Below are 646 nucleotides of genomic sequence, written 5' to 3' on the forward strand. Positions count from 1 at the left end.
TCGTTGTCTTTGTCATGATGCTCCATCCTACTCAGGAGTTGGAGCCTCCGGCAAACCCGGTGCGGGTCAGCCCGGACATTTCCGGATCGGCTCATTGAACAGGTGATGCCCTGATCGGCCATCAACCTTTGGAACGGTTCGCTGGTGTATTGGCTGCCCTGGTCCGAGTGGTGCAGCAGTTCTTGTGGCCGGCCTCTGCGCCAGATTGCCATGATCAGCGCATCCGTGACCATCTGCGAGGTCATCTGGTCGCTCATAGACCAGCCAACAACGCGCCGCGAGAACAGGTCGATGACGGCAGCAACATAGAGCCAACCTTCTGCGGTCCGGATGTATGTGAAGTCTGCTACCAATTTCTGGTTCGGGCCATTCGCCTCGAACTCTCGCTCAAGCACGTTCGCTGCTATGACCGACCTCGTGCCTTGGTCTTTCGGTGGTTGCCGACGCCTGGAGCGAGCTCTGAAGGCAGCTTCCCGCATCAATCGTTCAATGCAATGCAGGCCACAGGCATACCCTTCTTCGAGAAGATCGCGCCAGACCCGTCGGGCTCCATAGGTTCGGTCCGATCGCAGAAAGCTCGCACGGATCGCCGCCGACAGCTCTCCGTCGTGGATAGACCGGTCGCTACGTGGCCGTGTCAGCCAGG

Annotated in this window: 1 pseudogene; it reads right to left on the bottom strand. The window is 59.3% G+C overall.

The features are described 5' to 3' along the window. Positions 1 to 74 precede the first annotated feature (74 nt). Positions 75 to 646, bottom strand: a pseudogene (locus AB0T83_RS20300) (IS3 family transposase); the annotation flags it as partial.

Source organism: Meridianimarinicoccus marinus (assembly GCF_040689105.1).
GTDB classification, from domain to species: domain Bacteria; phylum Pseudomonadota; class Alphaproteobacteria; order Rhodobacterales; family Rhodobacteraceae; genus Meridianimarinicoccus; species Meridianimarinicoccus marinus.